This is a genomic window from Streptomyces sp. NBC_00464, assembly GCF_036013915.1.
In the GTDB taxonomy this organism is placed as follows: Bacteria; Actinomycetota; Actinomycetes; order Streptomycetales; family Streptomycetaceae; genus Streptomyces.
The window spans coordinates 3552126-3568842 of record NZ_CP107899.1; the positions used below are offsets into that span (position 1 = coordinate 3552126).

16 protein-coding genes are annotated in these 16717 nt (G+C 67.6%); 8 read left to right on the forward strand and 8 right to left on the reverse strand.

Annotated elements, in window-relative coordinates; all coding sequences use genetic code 11:
* Positions 1-662: 662 nt before the first annotated feature.
* From OG912_RS15835 to OG912_RS15860, 6 genes are all read right to left on the reverse strand, one after another.
* The gene (locus tag OG912_RS15835; protein ID WP_327709894.1) at positions 663-1028 is read right to left on the reverse strand and encodes a hypothetical protein; all 366 of its coding nucleotides are present in this window, start codon (positions 1026-1028) and stop codon (positions 663-665) included.
* A gap of 21 nt (positions 1029-1049) precedes the next feature.
* Entirely contained in the window at positions 1050-1637 is a 588-nt protein-coding gene (locus tag OG912_RS15840) for a class IV adenylate cyclase (RefSeq protein WP_327709895.1), read from the reverse strand.
* 20 nt (positions 1638-1657) lie between these two features.
* Positions 1658-2311: a class I SAM-dependent methyltransferase gene (locus tag OG912_RS15845; RefSeq protein WP_327709896.1), complete on the reverse strand. Its 654-nt coding sequence runs from the start codon at positions 2309-2311 to the stop codon at positions 1658-1660.
* Positions 2229-2873: an AAA family ATPase gene (locus OG912_RS15850; protein WP_327709897.1), complete on the reverse strand. Its 645-nt coding sequence runs from the start codon at positions 2871-2873 to the stop codon at positions 2229-2231. The genes OG912_RS15845 and OG912_RS15850 overlap by 83 nt, the downstream gene beginning before the upstream one ends.
* Positions 2866-3768, reverse strand: coding sequence for a radical SAM protein (locus OG912_RS15855; protein WP_327709898.1), 903 nt, complete (start codon positions 3766-3768; stop codon positions 2866-2868). The genes OG912_RS15850 and OG912_RS15855 overlap by 8 nt, the downstream gene beginning before the upstream one ends.
* Positions 3769-3876: 108 nt before the next feature.
* Complete coding sequence (locus OG912_RS15860) at positions 3877-4569, reverse strand: HAD family hydrolase (protein WP_327709900.1); 693 nt, start codon at positions 4567-4569, stop codon at positions 3877-3879.
* A 98-nt stretch (positions 4570-4667) separates the two neighbouring features.
* Here OG912_RS15860 and OG912_RS15865 point away from each other — a divergent pair, with 98 nt between their 5' ends.
* Positions 4668-5441: an XRE family transcriptional regulator gene (locus tag OG912_RS15865; RefSeq protein ID WP_327709901.1), complete on the forward strand. Its 774-nt coding sequence runs from the start codon at positions 4668-4670 to the stop codon at positions 5439-5441.
* Positions 5428-5895, forward strand: coding sequence for an NUDIX hydrolase (locus OG912_RS15870; protein WP_327709902.1), 468 nt, complete (start codon positions 5428-5430; stop codon positions 5893-5895). Before OG912_RS15865 ends, OG912_RS15870 begins: the two co-directional genes overlap by 14 nt.
* Here OG912_RS15870 and OG912_RS15875 read toward each other — a convergent pair.
* A complete protein-coding gene (locus tag OG912_RS15875; protein ID WP_327709903.1) occupies positions 5883-6446 on the reverse strand; it encodes an HD domain-containing protein in 564 nt (187 codons plus the stop codon). The genes OG912_RS15870 and OG912_RS15875 overlap by 13 nt on opposite strands.
* Positions 6447-6714: 268 nt before the next feature.
* Between OG912_RS15875 and OG912_RS15880 the strand changes: the two genes are divergently transcribed.
* From OG912_RS15880 to OG912_RS15900, 5 genes are all read left to right on the forward strand, one after another.
* The gene (locus OG912_RS15880) at positions 6715-7929 is read left to right on the forward strand and encodes a PIN-like domain-containing protein (protein WP_327709904.1); all 1215 of its coding nucleotides are present in this window, start codon (positions 6715-6717) and stop codon (positions 7927-7929) included.
* A gap of 650 nt (positions 7930-8579) precedes the next feature.
* A complete protein-coding gene (locus OG912_RS15885; protein WP_327709905.1) occupies positions 8580-9635 on the forward strand; it encodes an LAETG motif-containing sortase-dependent surface protein in 1056 nt (351 codons plus the stop codon).
* A 350-nt stretch (positions 9636-9985) separates the two neighbouring features.
* Complete coding sequence (locus OG912_RS15890) at positions 9986-10201, forward strand: type II toxin-antitoxin system VapB family antitoxin (RefSeq protein ID WP_327709906.1); 216 nt, start codon at positions 9986-9988, stop codon at positions 10199-10201.
* Entirely contained in the window at positions 10198-10620 is a 423-nt protein-coding gene (locus OG912_RS15895; RefSeq protein ID WP_327709907.1) for a PIN domain nuclease, read from the forward strand. The genes OG912_RS15890 and OG912_RS15895 overlap by 4 nt, the downstream gene beginning before the upstream one ends.
* Positions 10621-10909: 289 nt before the next feature.
* Positions 10910-11224, forward strand: coding sequence for a hypothetical protein (locus tag OG912_RS15900; RefSeq protein WP_327709908.1), 315 nt, complete (start codon positions 10910-10912; stop codon positions 11222-11224).
* Positions 11225-11249: 25 nt separating this feature from the next.
* Here the strand turns inward: OG912_RS15900 and OG912_RS15905 are convergent, their stop codons facing one another.
* Positions 11250-14864, reverse strand: coding sequence for a WD40 repeat domain-containing protein (locus tag OG912_RS15905; protein WP_327709909.1), 3615 nt, complete (start codon positions 14862-14864; stop codon positions 11250-11252).
* Between the two features lie 490 nt (positions 14865-15354).
* Between OG912_RS15905 and OG912_RS15910 the strand changes: the two genes are divergently transcribed.
* Positions 15355-16659 carry a glycosyltransferase family 39 protein gene (locus tag OG912_RS15910; RefSeq protein WP_327709910.1) on the forward strand — a complete coding sequence of 435 codons (1305 nt, stop codon included), beginning with the start codon at positions 15355-15357 and terminating at the stop codon, positions 16657-16659.
* Positions 16660-16717 lie beyond the last annotated feature (58 nt).

A 16717-nucleotide genomic window follows, 5' to 3' on the forward strand; every position in this document is an offset into this window, starting at 1 on the left:
CAGCGATCGCTGGGTACATCGATTACTCCAGGGGTGATCCTCGATTCGTGGCGGGACCTTGATTCGTGCGAGAAAACGAGACGCGTTGCTTGGCTCAACCGGTATGGAGCTACACCTCTGTACCGATTGGGCGTGCCCGAAGAAATCATCGAGTTGGCGGGCCTGCACGTAATTGAATGGCAGCTCCCGCCGGGGCGAGACGCGGCTTCCTTGGTTGCTCAGAAACGCCCTCACTTTCCGGGAGATGTCCAGTAGAGCGTTTGTGAGAGGCCGACAGGCACTGGCTATCCTTTTATGCCCTCACGAGGAAGTAGAATTATTTATGTGGCCGTTCCAACGCGAGGTGAGAAGCATTGGTATTTTCTTCCTCCGGCGATGGTCGCTCTTTTACTCGGTGCTCGCAGACTCTCCGATGCTGATTGAATTGGAAAGCGGTCATGGTGCAATCCTCAAGGCCAGAGCCCGCGTCGGAGGCCCCTGCCACAGCCGCAGATCGACAACGCCGGCATCGTCATTAGAAGCCCGTGGCAAGACGCCGCAGCAACAACGGCTGCTGGGCCGGTCACCATGCGTGGTGACCGGCCCAGCAGTCGGCGTACTTCTGATTGCGGATCCTTCGCTGTGAAGAGACGTCACGGGGCTATTTAGTTCTGCCGTCGTCCTCACCCACGACGCAGCACGCTGCCCCGCGCGCGATGCTTACCAACGCGGCGTCCGCCAGGTTGCTCGGCCGTCGCGAACGTTCTCAACGAGGCCGGACACGACGGTGCATCGTGGAGGAGGATGGCCTGCCAGACCTGCTCTTGCAGGGCCCGGATGCACGGGCCACAGGCGTACATGGCGGCCTGGGCGCCGGCCACGCTAACGGGGCCGATCCACAGAACGCGGGTCCAGCCCTGACCGCAGTAGAGCCAGCAGTGCCCATCGGTCCAGGTGTTGCCGTCGGCGGTGTCCGCCGCTGCCGGCAGACCGCCGCGGGCGAACTCGGCGACGCCGGGTACGACCCGCGGCGTCACAGCCAGTTCCATAAACGCGCTCGGTCCTCAAGATCACTCGCTCGGTGCAGCCGCCCCGGCCTGCTCCTGCTTGCCGGCGTCGGCGAAGAGGAGCGTCGGTTCGGCGAGGATGTCCCGGCTGGACTCGCTCTTGTAGATCTCGTCGACGCTGCCGAACCGGGCCTGTGCGTAGTCAAGGTCGAGCAGATCTGCAGCCTGTCGGACGGATGCTTCGTCGGGTCCTTCGATCTCGACGAAGGTGGGGAGGTCCGGCCAGGTGTCGAAGTCGAAGGCGACTTCGCCCAGGCGCCACTCCTCCCGGTAGTTCTCCTGGTAGCGCACCTCACGCAAGCCGACGTTGCGGAGGATCTCGGCCATGGCGTGCAGGTCGGACACCTCGGTCTCGATCTCGGTGGTGCCGTCGATCGTCGTGGAGTCGGTGACCTGCTTCAGCGTGAGCGTGGAACGCGTGCCCTCGTCCCTCAGGCGGATCCAGGCGCCGCCTTCGAGGGCGTCGTTCTCGAAGATTTTCCTGGTGAGGAGGGTGCGCGGAAATGCCTGGACGGCTCCGAGCGCCGTCAGTTTGGCCTGGAGGGCGTCGACGTCGACGGCGAGGAACTTGGCTTCGTACTCGTGCTTCATCGGTCCTTCTTCCCGTAGCTCTAGGAGGGGGTGGCCGCACGGGCGGCGAGGAGGAGGCCCATGCGGTGGTTGTGATCCTGCAACTGTCCGACGTGCGCCTGCTCTGTGAACTCGTTGGTCCGCAGAGTGAGCAGGACGCCCCAGTCCCCGATGAAGTAACGCCGCAGCTTCTCGGGGGATGTGTAGTGCTCCAGCACGTGGTGGCGTTGCGTGAGGGGCATCATGAACTCCGCGCCGAACAGACCGCCGGGCCGGACCAGGCGCTGCATGCGGTCGACGAACTCGCCCAACGGGCGGTGGTGGTTGGCACTGTAGTGCCACGAGCAACTCGTCCAGACGGCATCACAGGGGGCGGTGATGGGTTCGGAGGCGAGGAAGTCCTCCTCCACGACCTGGACACGGTCGTGAAGCCCTTCCTGCTTCAGCCGCTCGATCATGCCCATCGCGTGACCGGTTCTGCCACCCGGAAGTTGGACCTCGCCGCCGTGGAGGGCGAGCGGGTCGCGCTCGATGGCGACGACCCGGTAGCCGGCCGCGGCCAGTGGCACGACGAGTCTGCCGTCGCTCGCGCCGATGACCGTCACCGTGGAGTTAGGCTCCGTACGCTCCTTCAGCGCGGCGAGGAACTGAGGGAAGAAGGTGAGGGTGTGCCGCCACATGCTGGGTGTCTGCACTGGCTTGCTCTCCTTGCGGGTGGGTGCTGCTCAGGACGGCTCGGAGTGCCTCGTCAGGGGTGAGACCGGTGGTGTTCACGCGGTGCATCGGGAACGAGGCGTAGGCGTCGGTGATCTTGTCTGCGGTGATCTCAGCGAGGGCGTCCCAACGCGAGACAGGCTTGTCGCGCCTGGCGAGTCGGCGCTGGCGCTCGTCCTCCGCGCAGACGAGGTAGTAGGTGACGGGACGCGGGATGCCTGGCGGCAGGGACACCGAGAGGTCGGCCCCGAAAGCGCTGTGGTTGGCCAGGCACCGTGCGAAGTAGCTCTCGACGACGACCGGGATACCGGCGGACAGGTACCGCTGGATCTGATCGGTGGCGGTGAACAGGGCCGAGAGGTAGAAGCACATGCGTGCCTCGGCGTTGCCCAGCCGGTCGACCTCCTGCCGCAGTGCCTGGTAGTTGGGTGGCACGGTCGGGACCAGTACTGCGCCACGGGCGGCCGCGAGCAGGGGGGCGAGCGTCGACTTGCCGGTGCCACGTAGCCCTTCGACGCTCTCGAAGGACGCCGGGTCAGACACGTCCGTACACCACGTCCGGCACCGCGAGGGTGAGTTCGTCGGTGGCGGAGGGCCGGTGGTCGATGTGGTCGGCGAGCTTGTCGTACCAGAAGGCGTGCGAGTCCTTGCCGACGGCCTTGCAGGACATGGTGAGCGCGCCGCGCGGGTCGGCCTCGATCCGCTCGATCTCCACGGGACCCCCGGCGGGGAGGCAGGCGTCCGGCGCACCGAGCTCGGACAGGTCCTCGTCGAGGATCACCTCGATGCCCAGCTCGGCCGAGGCCAGGCGCTCCCGCAGACGGGTGTAGGCCGTGGCGTCGCTGACGAGGAGCTCGGGGTGGTCCGCTGCGTTGCCGACCGGCCGGAGGCAGTGGAGTTTCAGCTGCTCCACCCCGTAGTGCTGCAATGTGCGGGCGAGCGGCAGAACCTCGTCGATGTTGCGTGAGGTGACCGTCATGGTCGCGCCGGCGCGGACGCCGAGCTGCTGGGCGATTTCGAGTGCGCTCAGGGCACTGCGGTAACTTCCGAACTTCCGGATCTTGTCGTTGGTCGTACCGATGCCCTCCAGCGACACCCGGAGCAGGTCCAGGTCGGGGGCGATCTCGGTCAACCGGCGCTCGATGCGGTAGCCGTTGGTGCAGATCTCGACCTGCATGCCCAGGTCCCGCTTGGCGTACCGGACGACCTGGGCGAGGTCCCGATAGACGAACGGCTCGCCGCCCAGCAGGGTGACGGCCTCGGTGCCGTACTCGTCGCGCATCAGCGTAAGGAGGTTGACCGCCTCGTCCGTGGTGAAGGCGTCGGCGTGCTGAAGCCGTTTGCCGTGGAAGCAGTGCAGGCATTCGAAGTTGCAGCGGTAGAGCAGCTGCAGGTACAGCATCCGGATCCTGCGGATCCCGGTGACTTCGCTGATCACGAGGGTCTCCTTCGAGGCGCTTGCCTGGTGGGAGACCTGATATTGGCGGGACAGGTACGGACCTCGTCACCGCGTATCGGGACGCTGTAAGGACGTCCTGGGACGTTTTCAGCGTGCGGAGAGCCCCTCCAGGATCCCGAGTACACGGCCGGTGTCCGTGAGATCGGGCAGGACCGTATGGGCACCGGCGTCTGCCAGCTCCTGGGCGCTGTGGACGCCGGAGGCGACCGCGATGATCTCGGAGCCCGTGGAGAGTGCGGCTTCCACGTCCCTTGGGGTGTCTCCGACGAGCACGACGGGCACGCCATCCTGGGCGCCCCGCAGTCGCTGGGCCCGCTCCCGGGCGACAGCGACCAGTTCGGGGCGCTGGAGGGCATCGGCCCCGTAGGCACCGACCGGCAGGTCGAGGAGTGGATCAAGGCCGAAGGCCGCGACCTTCACGCGGGCGTTGTCCGCGATATTGCCGGTGAGCACCGACGACACCCAACTGCTGCGTACAGAGACCTCCTTCAGGACTTCCCGTACGCCGGGCAAGGCTGTTCCCCGACGGCTGAGGTCCTGGAGACGCGCCTCCCCTGCGTCGGACAGCGCCCCCTCGACCGCTGCCCAGTCCGGCTCGGCCAAGCCGTTCCGCTCGAACATGTCGCGCATGATCAGCCGGTCCGTACGCCCTTCCGTCCGCGCCGGCCCTGCGGGCGCCCTTCCCGCCAGAGCCGTGAAGGCGGCGGCGTAGATCTCCTTGCTGACCCCGGCGTTCTCGATGAGGGTGTGGTCGATGTCCCACAGGACGATGAGCTCCATGCATCCAGCGTAAATACAGCAGCCATGACCCCCTCCTTCCGTGGAACGTCCCGAAACGTCCTTGCCGCTCCTGACCGGTCTCGGCTTGTATGGCGTCTGTGAACGAGCGATTGCACTCCGTGCTCGCCCAGCGCGGCATCCCACCCGAATCACTCGCCGAAGTCTGCGAGGTGGACCCCAAGACCGTTGGCCGGTGGCTCGGCGGACGCGTTCCCCATCCTCGCCACCGCTTCCGCGTGGCCAAGCACTTACGGGTGGAGGAACTGTTCCTCTGGCCCGCACCGGCGCCGAGCACGCAGCAGCAGCTCACTGGTTCAGGACAGGAGCTGATCGGGACCTACCAGAACCGGGCGAGCGTCCCGCGCGACACGTGGCTGTCGCTGCTCAACGGCGCCCAGGAACAGATCAGCGTCCTCGTTTTCTCCGGCACCTTCTACGCCCAGTCCAACCCCCACGTCGCCAAGATGCTCGCCGAGCGCGCGTCGAGCGGGGTGCGAGTGCGGCTCTGCTTCGGCGACTCGAAGGGCCAGGCGGCAGCAATCCGGGGCCACGAAGAGGGAATCGGCGACACACTCGCCGCCAAGATCCGTGCCTCCCTGACCTACTACCGGCCCTTGTTGTCCGAGGCCGGATGCGAGGTGAGGCTGCACGACACCACGCTCTACACCTCCATGTTCCGGTACGACGATGACCTTCTGATCAACCCGCACGTCTGGGGCCAGCCGGCCAGCGCCAACCCCCTCCTCCATCTCCGCAGAGCAGACACGGCGGGCTGGTTCGACAACTACGCTCAGAGTTTCGATGCTGTCTGGGCCACCGCACGGCCCTGGACACCAGACCAGGAGGAGCCCTCGCCACATGGGCAGGACTGAGTACTACAACGACCCCAAGGCCCCCAAGGCGAACACGCTCATCCCCGCCAATAACCTGCTCGTCGTCGACGACGACGGCGCCATACTGCTCCAACGCCGCCGGGACACCGGCCAGTGGGCCCTGCCCGGAGGAGCCCAGGACATCGGCGAGACGGCGGCCCAGTGCGCCGTGCGGGAATGCCTGGAAGAGACCGGAATCATCGCCGAGGTCACGGGGTTCCTGGGGGTCTACACGAACCCGAACCACATCGTGGCCTACAGCGACGGTGAGATTCGCCAGCAGTACGAGAACACCTACATCGGCCGCCCGGTGGGCGGCGAGCCCACGATCAACGACGAGGCCGACGGGGTCCGTTACGTCCTGCCGAGCGACCTGGACCAGTACGACATCCACCCCAGCATGCGCCAACAGATCGGCGACTACCTCGCCGGCACCTATCCCTACCTGGGCTGAGCCGCCAAAGCCGCCTCCACCCGACTCACGGCCGCGAGGATGTCCGGCGATGCGCGACGGATGAACCGCCCCACCAGGCTGTCTGCACCGTAACGATCCATGATCTCCTCCAGCCGATCCTCCGCAGACGTGCCCAGCCCGTCAGGCGTCGTCGTCATGTCGCAATACACCAAGGCATCCACGAGCCGGTGGTCGTCGAGCAGCGGAAATTCGGCTTCCAAATCGCCGCGCAGCCCGCGCTCCTCGGCCTCCAGTAACGCCAACGAGTGGTTCGCCACCAACCGCACCAGCCGCTCATCCGCAGCATGGTCGTCACGAAGAAACCGGGCACCATCCAGCGGATGAAAACCTGTCGCTGCCAGCCGCGGTGCGTAGCCCACGTCGTGAAGTACGGCGGCAGAAGCCAACAGGTCCGCGTCATCACCTAGGAGTTCAGTCAGGTCGACCGCGCGCCGCGCGACCCCTTGCGAGTGCATCCATCGACGAGGAAGGGACTCACGCAGCTCCGCCTCGGCCACCGAACATGCCCACTTCGCCATCGATCCGTTCATGCTCATTGGGTGCCCCAGCAGAACCCTTCCCAGTCTCAACTCAAGCGATCAGAGCGTGCCTCGGCAACGGCGGCCAGGAGAATCCGACAACACCAGCACACATCGGCGCCCGCTGTAGCAGGATCAGGATGTGACTGAGCCCACCGCTAGAGACTCCTCTGCCTCAGAACCTGCCCGGCCACAGTCGGCACGGGGCATCTTCGACGGGTTCGAGAGCTATCGATCGCCTTCCGACACTGACCTGGCGGAGGTGATGAAACATGGCCTCGTGGCCGCCGACGCCAACGTCCTGCTTGACCTCTATCGGTACACAGAACAGGGACGCAATCTTCTGCTGTCGGTGCTGGGCAAGCTCGGCGGGCAACTCTGGATTCCCCATCAGGCGCTGGTGGAGTTCTGGCGCCATCGCCTGGAGACCGTGAGCGCACCCAAGTCATCCGCCTCAACTGCGATCAAAGAGCTCGGAGACCTCAAGGGTCGCGCGACCGGCGTTCTGCGCAACTGGGCTGGGCGCTTCGCCCTCCCGGACGATGAGTTGGCCAAGATCTTCGACGACCTGAACGCTGGCTTCGACGCGGCGACCCAGGCAGTGAATGCCCTGGTCACAAAGCATGCCGGTCCTGCCGACCGGGACACCGCCGCAGATCCAGTCGTCGCCGCGCTCGCAAAGGCCCTGGAGGGGCAGGTGGGGCCCTCGCTGTCGCAGGCGGATCACGATGCAGCCGTAGTTGAAGCCCAGCGTCGCATCACGATGAAGATACCGCCGGGCTACATGGATGCGGGCAAGGGGGACAACGCCGTCGGTGACTACCTGGTGTGGCGGCAAATCCTTGACGAGGCACAGAGTCGCAAATGCGACGTCCTGCTGGTCACTGGCGACGTGAAAGAGGACTGGTGGCGCAAGGACAATCGGCAGGCCAGCGGGCCGCGGCAAGAGCTCATCGACGAGCTGTCGCGTGAGGCCGGAACACGGCTGTACATGCTGACGCCGAGCCAGTTCACCGCTCTGGGCGCCTCCGTCTTCGAAATCGACGCCGCCGAGACAGGTCTGGAGGACATTGACCGAGTGGACCGCTCCCGGGAGGAGGACTCGGCCGATGAAGTCGCTCCCTCCGAGCAAGGTCACTGGAACGCACCAGCCGTCGAAGCGCTCTTCGAAAGGCTCGCTTTGGCAGGATATGAGGACCGTGTCGCGGTCATCCGGTGGGCTGCCGATAACGAAGGCTTCGTAAGCCAGGAAGTCATCCGAGAGCTCTGTCACTACTCACCTGAGGTCAAGCTCAATGGCATGGCGCGCCCTATCAGCCGGTTCACAGCTGAACTCCAGGCCGCAAAGCTGCTGCCCGAAGCCGTCGCGCCACTGCTCAAGGCTGTCTACGACCCCGAGCACAGCTACGTGAAGGCTTCCGGATTCCGCCTCCATGCCTCGGCAGAGCCACTGGTACGGGCTATGGCCGAGGCCGAAGGAGACGATCCGCGGTGAGGGGGCCACCACTCCGATCGCGGATGCGCGGGTCGAACGGGATCAGAGGGAGATTGGTCCAACTCCAGGTGACCGCTACAGAGCCATGGTGACGTGCAGGAACTGGCCATACTCCGGTCTCAGTTTCGGTCTCATTCACTCCCGTTCAGCGGCATCCATCGTCTGCCCGCCGCTCCACTCCATGGCAGGTCAGGACACACATGCTCGCCCCCGGACCCCCAGGCGAACATTTGGAAAGCGTGTTGGGGGCAACCCCTCACGAGTTCGAATCTCGTATCCTCCGCCATTGCTCTCACCGGGCAATACGTCGAAGGCCCCCGCAGCTCGCTGCGGGGGCCTTCGACGTTGCTGGCGCCACCTACGAACGTTGCCGCTCGCGCGTTCGTCTCCCACGCCCGTCATCCACTGCGGCGTGCCTATGCCTGGCTTCGGGGCGTACCAAGACCCGGACCGACGGCGTGCGCCGGATCGATACCGGCCTCGCCTCTGCCCCTGGCCCTGCCCATGTGCCGCGGGAGGGATCGAAGGGAGAACATCCGTGCGCCGTACAACCTACTGACGACCTCGTTGATCTTCTCCGTGTATACGTACGGCCGTGCTGCTTCCCCCACCAGGCGACCGCTACAACCGCACGTCCCCGGAAGGATCACATGAAGCTCCGCCACATTCTGGCGACCGCTGCCCTCACCGCCGTCGTCGGTCCCATGGCGCTGTTCGCAGCTCCTGCCGCGTATGCGACAGGAGACACCTCATCCGCCGGCACCCCCTCCGCTTCCGCGTCCCCGGCAACGACACCGGCGCCGTCCGCCCCTGTTGAAGCCAGTGGCGATGCGCAGGAACCCGCCACGCAGTTGGAGGCAGCCCCCTCCACAGCGGCCGGATCGCCCGCTGCGAAGCCGGCGGAGTCGAGCGCCGAGCCGTCTCCGACGTACACGCGCCCGACGTTCTGTTCCGGCATACCCGACGAGGAGCGCGGCAAGACGGCCCTTCTCGGACTTCCGAGCAAGATCGTCGCCGGGTCCGGCTGGCATGACTTCACCTATCGCGTGACCAACGTTTCCAAGGTCAAGGTGATGGAGACGGACATCTCCCTCTACCTCGGCACCGCCGACCCGCAACTCGACGACATTGCCGAACTGAACGTCACGGTCCAGTGGTTCAACTCGGCCACCGGAAAGTGGAAGGCCATTGAGGGCGAGGGGGCGGACACCCTCGGCGACCACGAGTTCGCCACCGTGAAGACCCTCGGACCGGGTGAGTACGCGGACGCCGCGATGCGCATCAAGGTCGGCACCGAGGCCGAGCCGGGAACGGGCTACTTCTTCACCATCGGCCACTCGTACGGCGAAGACGGCAAGTGCGGGTTCGACGAAATCAGCCAGTTCGACTTCACGGTCCTCGCCCCCGACAGCGAGCCCGGCAAGGTGGATGACTCCGAGGGCACACCTGACAAGGTGGGCACCAAGGACCAGGACGCCTCCGGCAAGAACACCAACGGGAAGAGGCCTGCACCGCAGGGCGAGAACGGGAACAAGCCTGCGCCACAGGGCGGGCTCGACGAGATCCCCGCCAGCGGCAGACTCGCCGAGACCGGGGCCTCCAGCGCGATGCCGACCGCCGCCGCCCTCGGGGCAGCCGCGGTCGTCATGGGTGCAGGGGCTGTTTTCGTCGTGCGCCGTCGTAGGTCCGCCGGATCCGCTTCGTAAGTCGGAGAGCGTGTTGGGGGCAACCTCTCACGAGTTCGAATCTCGTATCCTCCGCCATTGCTCTCACCGGGCAATACGTCGAAGGCGCCCGCAGCTCGCTGCGGGCGCCTTCGACTCATCCTTGCAGTCTCGACGAGATTCTTCGGGACCCACCGGCCCGCTCGACAGAGGGACCTCCGGCCGGTGAGCAAGGCGATGCACGGAGTAACGCTCATCCCCGGCCGCCGTGCCGCACGCGAGGGCCACCCCGGGTGGCGGCTGCCGAAGGGTTCGCCAGATGCCCGTCTGAGACGGATTGATATCCAACGAGATATACTCGCTGCACGATCTGATATCACCGGAGGTGCTCGATGAGTCGCACAGTGATCGATCTCGACGACGAACTGCTGGCCGACGTGGCTCAGGCACTGGGGACCGGCACCAAGAAGGAGACGGTCAACACCGCTCTCCGCGAGGTGCTCGAGAACCGACGACGGGCTCTCGCTCTCACTCGGCTGCGGGCCGCAGCGGGCGAGGGTGGCTTCGATCTGGATGCCTTCGAGGACAAGAGGAACTACCGGCGGTGAGCGCGGCTCAGTTCCTGATCGATACCAGCGCGCTCGCTCGATTCATCCGCGACGACGCCGAACAGTACGGCTGGGATCAGGCAGCCACGGCAGGGCTCATCGCAACCTGCCCCATTACCGAGCTGGAGTTCTTCTACAGCGCCCGTTCCGCCGCAGACCGTGCGCGCGGCATCGAGGACATGCGGCTGCTGTTCGGCTGGGTGCCCGTCGATGACCGAGCGTACGACCGCGCCTGGCAGGTTCAGGAGTTGCTGACCCAGCGCGGTCAGCACCGTGGTGCAGGAGCTGTTGACCTCGTCGTTGCCGCCACCGCGGAACTCCAAGGGCTGACCCTCCTGCACCGAGACCACGACTTCGAATGCATCGCCGCCATCACCGGCCAAGCCATGCAGTGGTATGGCCCGGGGGCCGGCAAATGAACACGCCTCCGCTCTCGGTCCTGGTCTCGTTCGCAGGCGTACACCACAGTTCGGCGCGCCTGTAGCCGCGCCGCTCCATCCAGACGTGGGAACGCGACCTTCAGGACGCCACGCAGGAGAACAACCTATCCAGTGCCGCTCTTCCTCTTTTTGTTCACGGCGGTCCTCGTAATTCCGGTGTGGGGGCAGAATCCCGGCTCCGCCGCCGCTCTGATGCTGGGCATGTGTATCGCTGTCGGCCCGATGACAGCCGCTTCGTGCACTCCCCCAAGAAGGACCGCGAACAGTGGTGCGATGGCCGGAGGCGATGCCCGCCGCAGCTCCGGTGGCACTCGCCGTCGCCCTCACCCTCGCCTGGACCCTGCCCCTCGGATACGAGCTCGAAGGCGGGGGCGGGGCACGGCTGCACTCGGCGCCCGTGGCCGCTGGGGTCGTGGGGTTCGGGCCGGCCTGGACGACCATGGAGTGCGCGTACCACCACCAGCGGAGGCAGCTCCGGATGTTCCACGCGGAGGCGGTACGCCAGCTCGCGCTGGTAGGGGCGCGGGTCGACACGCTGAGCTCCCCGTCCCGTACACGGCTGACAGCGGCAAGGAAACGCTAGGTGGGTCGAGCAGCGGCATCGGGGCTCAGCAGGTCTCCCGGTAGGGGATCTTCGGCAGGTAGGCGCTCCACTGTTCCGTCCCGAGTCCGCCTCCAGCTCGTTCGCACACCCGGCGCACGGCCCGTTGCGGGTCGAGTACGCCGATCTCCTGGTGCACACCGTTCGGGGTCGCGATGCGCAGAGTGGTGCCGTCGTCGGTGAATCCGAGCCCGAAGATCCGGCCTTCGCCGATCTGGACGAGCGTGCCCGCGGTGCCGGGCGAGGCGGTTTCCCAGACTCGTACCGAATCGTCCTGGGTTCCGACCGCGACAAACGCGCCGTCGGCCGAGAAGGCGACGGCCGGCGGCTCGCGTTGCCCGCGGTGGACCGACGGTGCGAGGACCGCGATCCGGTGTTGGCCGAGGCGGTCCCAGAACGTGACCCGGCCCTCAACGGTGCTGACCACCAGGTGGTTTCCGCCCCGGCTGAACCGTGCAGACTGCAGCGTGTCCTCGCCCCGAAGGCCGGTGATTCTGCGGCCGGTGTCCAGATCGTATCGATCACCGGCCGACGTGAGCAGAGCGGTCGCGTCCGGTGTCAGGAACGCGGAGAACGTCTCCGTCTGTGTGCGCAGGAGACGGTGTCTGGTCTGCTCGGAAGCCCGCCACACCTCGACGATGCTCGGGGCGTCGTTCTGCCCGCCGATCGGCCGGGACGTGGCGAAAACCAGGGCCGTGCCGTCCGCGCCCACGGCGATGGTCCGGGTCGGTTCCGGCACCTTGATTCGCGCGGTCTCACGTCGGTGATCCACGTCCCACAGGCGGACTTCGGAGCCCCCGTAGGCGACCGTACGGCCGTCCGACGAAAAAGCGACGTGGGGTGTTGCGCCCCCGCGTGCCCGGCCCGGCAGGCTGATCGTCCTGCCGCCTCGTTCGTGCAGCCGGAACTCCCAGTCCTCACCGTGTCGCTGTGTCGTCACGGCCGTGTGTCCGTCCGGGCTGAACTCGGCCTGTTGGTAGGGCTGTCCTTGCCGCCCTGATCCGGTGGTCTCCACTGCGGTGCGAACGTCCAGCGTCTTCACGGTGCTCGCCCCGCCGACGACGAAGCGCAGCACTCCGTCCGCCGGATTGATCCGTGGCTCGTCGGCGTAGGACGCTTCGGGTGTGTAGGTCATCAGCGGGTGGTTCGGACGCGCGGTGCGCCACAGGGCGACGGCGCCCCGGAGCGTGACGGTGTACGCGCCGTCGGGGCTGAACGACACCTCCGGCCTGTCCGTGCCACCCGTCTTGATCACGGGGCGCTCCCGGCCGTCCCGTACATCCCAGGTTCGGACTCCCCCTTCCACTCCGACAGCGACGGCACGGCTGTCGGGCAGGAACATGAATCGGGCGCCGTTTCCACACAGTTCGCGATCCGCCTCGCGGGCCCAGGGGGTGGGCAGTCGGCGCTTCGCCTCGATGTCCCAGACGAACAGTCGGGCGGCCTCGAGCGCGCAGACCGCTAACAGCTTGCCGTCCTGGCTCAGTTGGGCGCTCGGGCCTTCGCTCTCGCGAGCCCCCGTCGTGAACACGACCCGGCCCGTGTTCACGTCCCAGACCTGAACCCGGGCTCTGTTCTCCTCGTTGGCCTCGTCCTTGGTGATGAGGAGCCGTCCATCGGGGCCGAACCAGGCTTCGGGACGGTCCCCCCGAAGGTCGCCGATCCGCTGCGACCGCCGCCCGTCGCGCAGGTCCCGCACAACGACGGCGCCCCGGCTGTCGAGGTACGCGATCCGCCCGGCGTCGCCGCTGACGGCAAGGACAGAGGCGAAGGCGTCGCCCGGGATCCTGACCGCGCCGAGCGAGCGGCCGGTGCCTGCATCCCACTGGTACACGCGGTCCCTGCCGACCTTGGTCAGGATCCGGCCGTCCGAGCTGAGCCGGCCCGGTGACTGCATATCGCCCGTGCCGTCGCGCGGTGTGAAAGACGACTGCTCGCGCTGGGCGGCCGCACCTCGCACCGCCTCGCGGGTCTCCGGCAGGTCGGCAATCCGCCAGGAGGCCACACTCAACTGCATGGCAAGACGGGGGTCCGAGGCGCGCAGAGCCGTGGCGACACCGGCAACACGGCGGGCCTCGGCCTCGTCGTGGCGGCGGTCGCTGATGCGGCTCTGCTGCCAGGCCGCAGTGCCGGCGACCGCCGCCAGGCAGATCAGCAGGGCCAGGGCCGCAATCACGGAACGGCGTCGGCGGGCGCCACGCGTACGTGTCCGTAGTGCCTGCTGGTGGGCGGCCACGCTCGCATGGTGAAAGGCGCCTTCCAGTGCCGTCAGTTCATCGGCAGCCCTCGTGTCCTCCCCAGCCTCCGGATCGCCGAACGCCTCACGCGCCGCCGAGAGTCGTACTCCTCGGTACAGCGCCCCGGGGTCCCGGCCCAGCGTCTCCCACACACGGGCCGCCTCCGTCAGCGCCCGATGCAGGCGCAACCGTTCCCGGTCTGCCTCGATCCAGCCGTGCAGCCGTGGCCAGGCAGTGAGCAGCGCTTCGTGGGCGAGGTCGACCGTGGCGCCGTCGACGGTGAGCAATCGGGCCCGCACGAGCTCTTCCAGGACGGCCGACTCGGCGAGTGCCAGGGGAAGTTCGGAACGTTCCACGGGCCTACGGGTGTCCTGGGTGCCCTCACCCGGGGAGACCATGCGCAGCAGCAGCCGACGGGCGACCGCAGCCTGGTCGTCGGTGAAGCGGGCGTACACCGCCTCGGCGGTGTGGGCGATGGCGCCGCGCACTCCACCGATCGCGTCGTACGCCTGCTCGGTGAGCGTCTTGCCGCGGCGTCGGCGCCAGACTTCGAGGAGGGCGTGTGCCATCAGTGGCAGACCGCCCGGCTGCCTTTCGACGTCGGCCACGATGCGGGCGGTCAACGCCCTCTCCACGATGAGGCGGTCACGCTGCGCCGGTCCGATGACGGCCTCCCTGAGCTGGGCGGGCGTCATCGGGCCAACGAGGAGCGTGGCGGATCGTAAGGCGTCGGCGAGCCGACCGTGCTCGGCGCAGCGGCCGTAGAAGTCGGCGCGTACGGCGATGACGACGCGTAGTCGGCTCTCGGGGGCGCGGGCCTTGAGCAGTGCGTCGACGAACCGGGCGCGGGCGGAGTCGTCATGGCAGAGCGTGAACAGCTCCTCGAACTGGTCGATCAGGACGACCGTGTCGCCCTCTTCGGCATCGACCGGTGCCAGCAGGGCGGGATCGGGGTGATCCGACGGGGTAATGACACGGACGAGGGCTGGCCTGCGCCGCGGGTCCTGTTCGTCGCGCAGGGTCGGTACGAGCCCCGCGCGCAGCAGGGAGGACTTGCCGCTGCCGGAGCCGCCCACCAGGGCCACGATGCGGTGGCGGGCGATGGAGGCGGCGAGTTCCGCGACGAGTTCATCGCGCCCGAAGTAGGTGTCGCGGTCGTCGGGCTCGAACCGGGCCAGTCCCTTGTAGGGGGAGGCAGCCGTCTCCACCACGGCCTCGGCTTCCTCGGCAGCGTCCGCGGTGGCCCGGCGCCAACGCCGCTCCCAGTCCGCCTCGTCGCCACCGCAGGCACGTACGTAGGCGAGCACCACGGGCAGAGTGGGCACCCGTTCACCGGATGCGGCGGCTGACAGGGTCGGGGCCGAGAATCCGACGTGCTCGGCCATCGCCCGATATGTAGGTCCGCCCGCTTCCCCCCGCAACTTCCGCAGTTCGCAGGCGAGGTGTGAAGCGGCGCCCGCAGCCCGGTCGAGCGGCTTCTCCCGGCGTCCCATCGGTGGCTCCCCCCGTCGTGCGATGCGAGCCCCACAACCACCCGGCCGAGCCCCCCGTCAGCCCCACGACCCTATCCGGCAGGCGTTCTGCTGTTCGGCGTCCCGCCGGGAATTGATTGGGCCCCGGAACCGGGACTGCGCATCAAATCCCCGGCGGCTGGACTCGATCTGTCCCACCCGTCGAGCCTTGCAGGAGTCAGCCATCGCCACCGTCCAGTCCCGCACGCCCCGCACGCTTCTCGCACGGTCTCGCGACACGTCAGCCTCCCGTGCAACAGCGGCCCTCGGACGGCGGTGCGTTGTCGTCGTCCCGGTGCTGCTCGCTCTCGTACTGGGTCTATGGGGTCTGCGGCGCGATGGTGCCGTTTGGCATGACGAGGCCGTGACGATCGGGCTGGCGAATCGCGATCTTCCCGATGTATGGCAGACGTTGGGGCACATCGACGCGGTGCACGGCCTCTACTACCTGTTGATGCACGGCCTGTTCGGCATCCTCGGCACTGATGTGCTCGTGCTGCGGCTGCCCTCGGTGCTTGCCGCGGCGGTGGCCGCGGCCGGTGTCGCGATGATCGGCCTTCGCCTGGCCGGGGCGCGTGCCGGGCTGTGCGCGGGCCTCGTGTTCGTCGCTCTGCCCGGGGTACAGCGGTATGCGCAGGAAGGCCGCTCGTACGCGTTGGTGTGCGCCCTTGTCGTCTGGGCGACCTACGCCCTGGTGCGAGCGGTCGAGCGCGATCGGCGGGGCATATGGGCGGCGTACGCGGGGCTGCTGCTCGCTGCTTGTTTGCTCCACGAGTTGGCGGTTCTCGCGTTGGCCGCGCATGCCCTGTTCGTACCGCGCGAGATGCGCCGGACCTTCGTGGGGACGGCTGTGTGTGTCGTCGTGGGGCTCACCCCCCTTGTGCTGGTGAGTATGCGGCAGTCCACCCAGGTGAGTTGGCTGGATGCCACGAAGCCTGACGAGTACGCCCACTTCTCACTCATGGCCGGCACGGCCCTGGCGGCGGCAGCGATCGCCGGAACGGGGCGGCGGGCCCGCACCGCATGCGAGGGCACGCTGGTAGTCCTCGGTCTCGGTCTGTTCCTCGCGCCGACCGGGCTTCTGATGCTGCTGTCCCTGGCCAAGCCGCTGTACCTGGACCGCTATGTGCTCTACGGTTCCGCGGGCCTCGCGCTGCTCCTCGGTGCTGCGTTCGACCGGGTACTGAGGCGCGGGCGCAGGATTCGTGCGGGCGCGGTCGTCGCGGCCGTCGTCGCCTGCGCGGCACTGGTGCCGACCGCCCTTGACCTGCGTACTCCCGCAAGCCGCTCGGACGACATGACCGCCCTCGCCGCCGTTCTGCGCGAGACCGTCCGGCCCGACGACGGCGTGGTGTACCTGTCCGTGAAGCGCAGAGCCTGGGAACTCGCCGATCCCGGGCCCGCCCGCGGGGTGGATCTGGCAAGGGCACGCGGCCCGCTCACCTCGCACAGCCTGTACGGCACCGAGGTGGCACCCGGCGAACTGCGTGCTCGGATACTGGCTCGCCACCGGATCGTCGTCGTCGCCTCACCATCGGGCGTGACGGTGGAGGACAGCGCCATGGCCCGGGTGAAGCGGGACGCGCTCGCCGGCCACTTCGACGTGTGCGGCAAGCGAACGGTCGACGGTTCGGTGATCACGGTGTACGCGCACCCCGGCCACTGCTGAGGCCGGGCCGGCGTCCCGTCCGCAGTCCCAGGCTGTGCCGTGCGAAGAACCGACGAAC

What these genes read in the sequence shown, in the direction of transcription:
- OG912_RS15835 (WP_327709894.1), bottom strand. Translation starts at nt 1,028, where the DNA reads ATGGAACTGGCTGTGACGCCGCGGGTCGTACCCGGCGTCGCCGAGTTC.
- OG912_RS15840 (WP_327709895.1), bottom strand. Translation starts at nt 1,637, where the DNA reads ATGAAGCACGAGTACGAAGCCAAGTTCCTCGCCGTCGACGTCGACGCC.
- OG912_RS15860 (WP_327709900.1), bottom strand. Translation starts at nt 4,569, where the DNA reads ATGGAGCTCATCGTCCTGTGGGACATCGACCACACCCTCATCGAGAAC.
- OG912_RS15870 (WP_327709902.1), top strand. Translation starts at nt 5,428, where the DNA reads ATGGGCAGGACTGAGTACTACAACGACCCCAAGGCCCCCAAGGCGAAC.
- OG912_RS15875 (WP_327709903.1), bottom strand. Translation starts at nt 6,446, where the DNA reads ATGAACGGATCGATGGCGAAGTGGGCATGTTCGGTGGCCGAGGCGGAG.
- OG912_RS15885 (WP_327709905.1), top strand. Translation starts at nt 8,580, where the DNA reads ATGAAGCTCCGCCACATTCTGGCGACCGCTGCCCTCACCGCCGTCGTC.
- OG912_RS15890 (WP_327709906.1), top strand. Translation starts at nt 9,986, where the DNA reads ATGAGTCGCACAGTGATCGATCTCGACGACGAACTGCTGGCCGACGTG.
- OG912_RS15905 (WP_327709909.1), bottom strand. Translation starts at nt 14,864, where the DNA reads ATGGCCGAGCACGTCGGATTCTCGGCCCCGACCCTGTCAGCCGCCGCA.